This window comes from Nonomuraea sp. NPDC005501, assembly GCF_040605905.1.
GTDB lineage: Bacteria > Actinomycetota > Actinomycetes > Streptosporangiales > Streptosporangiaceae > Nonomuraea.
The window spans coordinates 34116-40981 of sequence record NZ_JBEXDT010000086.1 but is presented as its reverse complement, the minus strand read 5'-3'; the positions used below and the strand labels follow the sequence as shown (position 1 = coordinate 40981).

The 6866-nt window shown below is 71.5% G+C and carries 7 protein-coding genes; 1 reads left to right on the top strand and 6 read right to left on the bottom strand.

All coding sequences use genetic code 11. The features are described 5' to 3' along the window. The 6 genes from ABZS51_RS32795 to uppS form a co-directional block, all read right to left on the bottom strand. On the bottom strand, positions 1 to 291 hold a 291-nt coding region (locus tag ABZS51_RS32795; protein WP_355449238.1), incomplete at its 3' end, for a hypothetical protein. A gap of 250 nt (positions 292 to 541) precedes the next feature. Beyond that, positions 542 to 1414 carry a CU044_5270 family protein gene (locus tag ABZS51_RS32790; RefSeq protein WP_355449235.1) on the bottom strand — a complete coding sequence of 291 codons (873 nt, stop codon included), beginning with the start codon at positions 1412 to 1414 and terminating at the stop codon, positions 542 to 544. Then, positions 1407 to 1958: an RNA polymerase sigma factor gene (locus ABZS51_RS32785; RefSeq protein WP_310713093.1), complete on the bottom strand. Its 552-nt coding sequence runs from the start codon at positions 1956 to 1958 to the stop codon at positions 1407 to 1409. Before ABZS51_RS32785 ends, ABZS51_RS32790 begins: the two co-directional genes overlap by 8 nt. 96 nt (positions 1959 to 2054) lie before the next feature. Then, positions 2055 to 2711, bottom strand: a complete 657-nt coding sequence (locus ABZS51_RS32780) for a maleylpyruvate isomerase N-terminal domain-containing protein (protein WP_355449232.1) — start codon at positions 2709 to 2711, stop codon at positions 2055 to 2057. Positions 2712 to 2756: 45 nt separating this feature from the next. Then, positions 2757 to 4175 carry an EF-hand domain-containing protein gene (locus tag ABZS51_RS32775; protein WP_355449229.1) on the bottom strand — a complete coding sequence of 473 codons (1419 nt, stop codon included), beginning with the start codon at positions 4173 to 4175 and terminating at the stop codon, positions 2757 to 2759. Beyond that, positions 4172 to 4909 carry a polyprenyl diphosphate synthase gene (uppS, locus tag ABZS51_RS32770; protein WP_355449226.1) on the bottom strand — a complete coding sequence of 246 codons (738 nt, stop codon included), beginning with the start codon at positions 4907 to 4909 and terminating at the stop codon, positions 4172 to 4174. The genes ABZS51_RS32775 and uppS overlap by 4 nt, the downstream gene beginning before the upstream one ends. A 363-nt stretch (positions 4910 to 5272) precedes the next feature. On the opposite strand from uppS, the gene ABZS51_RS32765 reads away from it, so the two are divergent. Then, entirely contained in the window at positions 5273 to 6802 is a 1530-nt protein-coding gene (locus tag ABZS51_RS32765) for a hypothetical protein (RefSeq protein WP_355449223.1), read from the top strand. Positions 6803 to 6866 lie beyond the last annotated feature (64 nt).

Sequence of the window (6866 nt, the reverse complement as noted above, 5' to 3'; positions counted from 1 at the left end):
CACCGTCGCCGTGGAGTCCCAGCGGACGCAGTAGTTGATGGAGCCCTTGTTGGCCATCACCTGGTCCCAGCCGTAGTTACGGAAGCCGTACAGGTTGGAGTAGGTGCTCTCGACGTGCTGCCAGACCTGGTTCAGCGGCGTCACCAGGTTGGCCGGCGGACTCCAGGTCGCCGGGGCGGCGGCCGTGGCGGCCGGGGTGACGTGGCTCGACGCCGCCTGGGCGGGTAACGAGGGGACGAGGAGCAGACTGAGGAGCAGGATCGGGGCGATCGACGCCCACCGTCGTCTCACGTTCGGAACCTCCGGGGTGCGGTGTGGTAGCGCTAACATTTTCGGTGTCAGCGGTATGTCACATTGCTCCGATGGGGCACAGTGTTGGCCCGGCCGCCCACCCCTGTCAAGGCTGGCTCGTCGGCGGTCAAGGATCGCCGTCAATGAGCTGGAAGAACCGCCGGCGGCGTGAAAGTTGCAGAGCGGCCACCGGTGGTGGTCCCGGGCTGTCCGCCACTCCCGGGACCACCACGTCACCCTGTCCGTCAGCTCATTCGGCGGGAAGGTGGTCGGTCCATTCGGCGTCGATCGTCACCCCGCCCTCCTCGACGTAAGCGGCTCCTCCCGTGAGGGGGAACCAGAGGCGCGTGTTGCGTACCCTCGCGGTGTCGGGGTCCACGACCACGGTGTCCGCGCCCGGGTGCGCCAGGGGAAGCCGCAGGCGTCGCCCGCCGTCGGTGTCGCCGAGGTCAACCACGCCCGGCCGCGAGGCGAGCGCCCGGTAGGCGGCGGCGCGGACCTGGGGCGACACGGGCGCCTCGCTGATCAGCGAGACCAGCGCCTCGACGGCGAAGCCGTCCTGCTCGGCGGCGGTCGCCGGTCCCCCGCTGGTGCGGATGTCGCTCTCGGTGACGGCCGACCGTAGCCGGTCGTACAGGGCGTTCTCGTCGTCGGGCAGCCGCCGCAGCTCGTCGAAGGTCATGCGCAGCGGCCCCACCGCGAACGGCTGGGGCTCCCCGGGGAACTTGACGAGCTTGCCCTCGCCCTTCAGCCCCTTGCCCTTGAGCCAGAAACTGCCGTCTCGCCGGTACCAGTACTCCTGCACCGGATACTTCTCGTGGGTGACGGTGATGTGCCAGTACGTCCCGGAGCCCTCGGGGGTGCGTTCGGCCGAGACGGCGGCGACGAGCAGGACCTCCCGCCCGTTCTTCGACGCCGGCGCGGGCTCGCCGGAACTGCCGGGAACGATCACGAACGCGGCCGCGGCGGCCGCGGCGGCCACCGGGACCAGGAGCCACCTCGCCCGTCTCATGGGGGCGCTGCGGCGCATAGCGGCGCGGACCTGCAGGCGCCGCCGGGCGACCACCTCGGGAGAAGGGTCCGGCTTGGCGAGCAGTGTCCGGATCTCGCGAAGGTCATCCATGGTTGTCCTCCTTGGCCATCGCCTGGTGGATCTTCTTGCGGGCACGGTTGAGGCGGGAACCCACGGTTCCGTAGGAGATGCCGAGGGCGTCGGCCACCTCCTGGTGCGTGAGCTCCGGCAGGTAGACCAGCGTCAGCACGTCGCGCTCGCCCCGGTTGAGCGCGGCCAGGGCCCTGGCCAGGCGAGGCCCCATGCGTTGTGCCGTGACGGAGTCGACCACGCGGCCCTCGTGACTGTCGGCGGGAGGCTCGGCGCTCGTCCGGGCCAGCGCCCGGTAGTGGCGAGCCTCCTTGCGGCGGTGGCGGGCGATCAGGTTCGTGGCGATGCCGAACAGCCACGGCCGCAGCCCTCCGCGGGCGGGGTCGAAGCGCCCACGGTCGCGGAAGGCCAGGCAGAACGTCTCGGCCGCGATGTCCTCCCCCGCCTGGACGTCCAGGCGGCCGGCGGCGTACAGGTACACCTCGCGGAAGTAACGGTCGTAGACGGCCGTGAACGCCTCCGCGTCCGACCGGAAGCGGGCGACGAGCTCTTCGTCGTCGCCCACGTGTTCTCGTGACTGGGTCGCCACACTCTCACCCTCCTGCGAACGGTTGTCACCCTCCCTTCGCCGCATCCCGCAGGAGCTTTCCCACGCGGCAGATCAGCCCAGGACGAGCGGGAGCCGCGCGGCGAGACCGCCCAGCGCGGCGTCCTCCGCGCCGGTCGGCGGGCGCCGTCCGGTGCCGACCAGCAGCGCGTCCTTGTCGGAGAACGAGGCGGGAAACGGGGCTCCGGCGATCTCCTCCAGCGACGCGCGGGCCGCCGCGAGGGTCTCGGCGGGTGGCTCGGCGGCCGACGGCAGGTGCGCGATCAGGTCGAGGTGGTGCAAGGTCCATTCGAGGACGTACACGGACAGGTAATCGCCGACGGTCAGCACCTCGTCGCGGGTGCTGACGCGGCCGCCGGGATCGGCGAGTTCGGCGGCGCGGCCCGCGGCGGAACCGACGTCGTCGAGGTGGAACTTGAGCAGCCGCGGCTCACCGTAGGCGGCGGCCAGCCGGGGGATCAGCGCGTCGAGCGGGTCCTCGCCGGTCGGCGGCGTGTCGGCGACGTGCCAGTAGGTCACCGCGTCGCGGGTCGGCTCCGTCGCGGCGGGCGTGACCAGGGTGATCAGGACGTCCTGGGCGTCGAGGACCAGGTGGCACACCAGGTCCCGCACGAGCCAGCCGGTGCAGCCGGACGGCCGCTCGAAGTCCTCGTCGGGGAGCTCGGCGACCGCCGCGCGCAATGCCGTCCAGGAGCGTGAGAAGAGATCCACCGGGGCACGGTAGTGCCGGGCCGGGACGGCGGACAAGCGCCGCGGTCAGGACAGGAGCGTGTCGTAGGCGGTCGAGTGCTGCTGCCCGGACATGAAGGACAGGAACTGCCTGACGAAAGCACTGCGGGAGTAATCGCCGGCGCCCCGGTCGGTCAGGTCCCGGCGGAAGGCCGAGCGGAACAACGTCTGGTACTCGTGGGCGTCGATCGTCTCGTCGTCGTTGACGTCGGTGACGTCGAACAGCAGGTCGGCGACCTTGACCAGGCCGGCGCTGGGCAGGACGGCGGCCGAGGCGGCGTACTCCTGGCGCGTGACGCGGCCGTCGCCGTCGGCGTCGAGGTTGGTCTGCAACTCCCGCCACCAGGCGGCGTAGGCGTCGTACAGCCGCTCCTCGTCCTTCTCGTCCAGGTCGAGCCGGGTGGCGAGCTCTCTGGCCATGGCCGCCAGGTCGGGCCAGGTCAGATGGCCGTCGCCGGTCTGGTCGAGGACCTCGGCGAAGAACCGGTCGGCCGAGCGGGTGACATGGCCGGCCTCGTCGGGAGCCGGGGTGATGAGGCGGATCATGGCCGCGGCCTGGCCGGCCTTGCGGCGTACGCTCTCCCACGGTCCCGCGTCGCCGGCGTGGCCCGGGTCCAGCAGGCTCACGAACGAGCCGACGCGCGTCCAGCCGTCCGGCAGCAGGCGGGTGGCGCAGCCGATGGCCAGGTAGGCCGCGTGCATGAGGGTCCGCGCCCCCGGCAGGTCGGGCAGGGCGAGGCGCCGGCAGAAGGACTCCGGCAGCGACGCGATGGTGATCGCGGCGGCCACCGGGCCCGCCACGGCCCGGCCCGCGGCCCACACCGCCGGTCGATCGCGCAGCAGGGGCGGCGCGGGCACGTCGGCGAGGAGCCGGTAGAGGATGACGCGCACCGCCTCGGTGTTCTCCAGACGGCGGTCGATCATGTCGTCGAAGTAGGGCCAGAACTCCCGCAACGTCGCGGGGAGATGGGCGCTGTCGCCCTCGATCACGGCCAGGACCATGCGGAACTCGCCGTAGAGCCGTTCCAGCGCGGGCCCGTCGAGCGACTCCCCGCTCAGCCGGTACATCGTCACCGCCGACTCGAACAGGGTCGCCACCACCCAGGCGCGGGCTTCGGCGTCCGTCGCGTCGTAGCGGCGGCCCTGCGGGTCGGTGCCCGAGATGCGGGCGTGCAGGCGGTTGAGGCGCGCCGCCTCCCGGGTGCGGACGCGCTGGTCCGGGTCGAGGATCCGCTGCGTGCTCACCAGCGTGTTGCTCAGCCGCCGCCACGGATGCGCCACGAACGTCGAGTTGCCGATCAGCGCCGCGCCGATCTGCGGGTGCGCGGCCTCCAGAACCGTGGCGCGGGTCACCGCGAGGCCCCACCGTGCCTCGTTGACGAGGCCGCGCAGCATCGAGTCCGGCCCGAAGACGTCGGCGGTCTCCTCTGCGGCGGTCTGGCTCATCGAAGTCCCTCTCCCGTGGTGGTGGTCGATCGGCGGACATCGCCGAACCGGCGCTGGCGCCGCCGGTAGAGGTCAAGGCATTCCCAGAGGTGGGTCGCGCGGAAGTCCGGCCAGAGCACCTGCGGGAAGACCCATTCGGCGTAGGCCACCTGCCAGAGCATGAAGTTGGAGATGCGCTGCTCTCCGGAGGTACGGATGACCAGGTCGACGTCGGGCGTGTCGGAGTAGGGCAGGTGCCGGGCGAAGGTGTCCTCGGTGACCTGCTCGGCGGACACGTCGGCGCGGATCAGCGAGCGGGCGGCCTCCACGATGTCGCGGCGTCCGCCGTGGTCGAAGGCGACCGTCAGCGTCATCTTCGTGTTGTCGCCGGTGAGCGTCGTCAGATCGGCGATGTCCTGGGCCAGGGGTGGCGGGATCCGCGGATCGGACATGCCCAGGAACCTGCACCGGACGCCTCGCGCGTGCAATGCCGGCGCGTGCTTGCGGATGGCCCGGCGCACCAGCCGCATCAGGAGCTCGACCTCGCCCGCCGGTCTCCGCCAGTTTTCCGTGGAGAAGGCGTACAGGCTCAGCCACCTGATGCCGGCCGACCGCGCCGCCTCGATGACGTCGATCACCGCGGCCTCCGCCGCCTCGTGGCCCGCGGTGCGCGGCAGCGACCGCTGGGCGGCCCACCGGCCGTTCCCGTCCATCACACACGCCACGTGACCTGGCAATCCGCCGATGATTTCCATAACTCAACGTGACTCTACCATTACGGAATGTAGGACGAGTCCGGCCGGGCGCGCCTCGCGCTGTCTCCCCCGGCCTTCGCCCAGGCTCGGGGGCGTGCTGTTCACCCTGGTGACCGCGCCGCCGCAGGACCTCGGCGAGGACGCGGTCCGAAGCGTCGCCCATGCCGTCGTCCGAGGGCGCGCCGGGCGAGGCCCCTGGGTGGTGAGCCGATCCTCCTCAGCACCCCCACACCCTGGCTCAGCCCCTGCCGGCCGTTTACGATCATCTGGACCCCCGTCCACGGCGATCCTCTGGAGGCCACGGTGCCGGTCGGCGTTGCGCGTTCGAGAGCGTTCCCCGTCATCCGGTCAGGAGCACCGGCGGTGATCGCCCGTCTGCTCACCGCCGTCGCCCTGGTCCTGGGAAGCACCACCCCGGCACCGGCGTCGGCGGCGGCCGGCGGCGTGTGGCTCGGCCGCTACGAGGAGCTCGCGGCGCGAATCGGCGACAGCCTCCTCCAGGACGGCGACAGCGCCACCCTCGCCTGGGGCGAGAGCTACGTCATGCGCAGCCACCTCGACATCTACCGCAAGACCGGGGACGCCACCTGGCTGGACACCTTCGTCCGGCACGCCGACGCGGTGATCGGGCATGCCGACGACATCGACGGAGATGGATACCTCGGCTGGAGCACCAGCCGCTACTCGCCGGTCGAGTCGCTCAACCCCGGCTTCGAGACCGCCGCGAGCGGCGACGCCACACTGCCCGCCGGCTGGACCCGCTTCCAGGACTCGGGCAGCCATGTTCACCGCACCACCGACGTGCCGTCCGGGACCGGGAGCCGGTCCGTGCGCGTGGTGTCCGACCTGACCAGGTGGAAAAAGCTCCACCAGCCCGTCAACGCCCGTTACGCCGGCGGGACCACGCACGTCCTGCGCGGCTGGGGCAAGCGGACGGGATCGGTGGCCGGCCGGATCGTGGTGCGGGACGGCTCCACCACGCTCTGCGGGCTGGAGTACACGACGAGCACGTGGACCTACAAGGAGACCGCCTGCGTCCTGCCCGCCGGCCGCTCGCCGGAGGTCTGGCTCGAACACGACACCTACAAGGTGAGCGGGTCGGCGTACTTCGACGACGTGAAACTCAGCGGGCGCTTCCCCTACATCGTCCACGACGCCATGATCGGCATCCCGATCGCCGAGTTCGTCCGGCTCGTCGCGCAGGACGCCGCGCTGTCCCGGTACGGCGTCAAGGCGGCGGCGTACCGGGCCTTCCTGGAGAACCACATCGTCCCCCGCTGGGAGTCCAGCGCCTACCTCGGCGACACCTGGCGGCCCCTCGGCGCCACTGAAGGCGTGTACCTGCAGTCCCCCAAGCTCGACACCCTCAGCCATACGAGGCCCAGCGACGAGCTGCCGTACAACATGGCGCTGGCCTTCGCCAACCTGCTCCTGGTCCTGCACAGCGTGAACGGCGACGCCGCCTACCTCGACCGGGCCACCCGCGTCGCCCGGTGGGCCAGGAACGACCTGACCACCTCGGGCGGCGCCTTCACCTGGAACTACGCCACCTACACCACGACCAGGGAGGACGTGTCCCACGCCAACGTCGACCTGTCGGCGTTCCTGGAGTTCCAGCGGCAGGGGTACGTCTTCACGGCGTCGGACATGGCCGCCTTCAAGAACACCTTCAAGACCAGGATGTGGAACGGCTCGACGACCGCTCCGGTGTTCAGCCTCCGGGTCGACGGCACCGGGAACGCCGACGGCGCAGACTCCTACCTGCACTCCTGGCTGGAGCTGACGGACTGGGATCCCCAGGTGAAGGAGCTCGTCGCGGCGAAGTACACCGGTTTCACCGCCACCAACGCCGGCCACCTGATCACGCTCGCCCGCCTCGCCGCCCGGGAGTGACACCGGCCGGCAGGGCCCGCCCGGCGGCACGCCGCCCAGCAGGCGGCCGAGGTGCGGCAGCGCC